The organism is Mesorhizobium sp. P3_A9, assembly GCF_056402975.1.
This window is the reverse complement of sequence record NZ_JBFUGJ010000696.1, coordinates 1-1,219: the sequence shown is the minus strand read 5'-3', so window position 1 is coordinate 1,219 and position 1,219 is coordinate 1. Positions and strand designations below refer to the sequence as shown.

The window sequence follows — 1,219 nt, the reverse complement described above, 5'->3', positions numbered from 1 at the left end:
CAATGATGCTTCGCAGAGTTGAAGAGGGCACCTGAGGATCGAGCCGCCGGTTGCGTTCAGCAAACGGCGGGGCCGCAGCCGCGAGCGGGTCCCTTCGAGGGCCCGGAACACATTATTCAGCCAATGCGTTTCATCACCCTGCAAGGGACAATTTTTATGGAGTCTAGATATGCGCAGCTTCGAAATGGTCGATCTGCTTTGCGTGGTAGAGGCCTGTAAGCGCGATCGGGTGGTCGGCAATTTTGTCTCGATGGCAGAGGGCGTGGAAGAGTTGCGGGTGCTAACCGGTGATTTCGTGTCGCCAGACGATATGGTGGCAAACGCCCTCTGCGCGGTGGCGATTGCGCGCGGGTGCCCAGTTGTGTTCGACGAACAGGCAGGCGCTGAAATCCAGCTTTGACATGAGAGGTGAATCCAGCCCTCCGGCGAGGGCGATTCCCCTGAAATGCGCCTGCGCAGAGGTGTACCTTCGGCAGCCGACCCGCTGGCGGTTCTTTGCCCCATGGCCGTCGGCGTAAGCGCCGAGAGCATCTCAGCCTGGTGCGCCAACCGCGACACTACCGTCGCTCAAATGGGGCTGGTTGAAAAGTGGATTCCGCCGGTGTTCTCGTGGTTCCGTTGAGCAGGTCGTCTCCTGTCGGATGGATCGTCGCGGGCCCACTGGACCGACTGCGCGTTGTTTGATTCTGGCATCTCCTCCAGACCTGTCTGCTCAATGCCCCCAAGAACAAGCGGGCGCTTTGCGGATAAGGCGAACCTGATATTCAACAGGCTCGTTCCTTTGACGGTAGTCTCCTCGCTGCTGGCCAACGCTGCAACATTTTGGCTTGGCTCACTTCGCCGCCCGCGAGGCGAGCCCCACGCAGGTTCCACGACCGGCGGTGATTTATTAAGTCGAAGCTAATGGAACGTCTGTTCGCCTTCGAAGTTTGAAGGTCGGAAGCGTCGCGGACGGGGGTTCGAGCTTCCGCAGCCCGTCTCGTGGCGCCGGCAAATGCTCGGGGCGGGCTGTCCCATCTCCCGCTGCGGCTGGCGCGAACCGAGCGGCGCGCGCTTTCGCGCGTTCTCGCTAATGGAGCAGCATACTTCGACAAGGCGGGTCTCGCTGTCGCTACACTTCTTCAATCTCGATGCGAAGGTGTTGTGAGATGGTCAGGGTTCGCCCGCGACACGAAAATGCGGGCGAACCCTATCGGCGCAGGAAGGGACGGACCAGCGC

1 protein-coding gene is annotated in these 1,219 nt (G+C 60.8%); it reads left to right on the top strand.

Annotated features, from left to right (window positions below):
- Positions 1-169: 169 nt before the first annotated feature.
- The gene (locus tag AC1DX0_RS36080; protein ID WP_477223619.1) at positions 170-400 is read left to right on the top strand and encodes a hypothetical protein; all 231 of its coding nucleotides are present in this window, start codon (positions 170-172) and stop codon (positions 398-400) included.
- Positions 401-1,219: the final 819 nt, after the last annotated feature.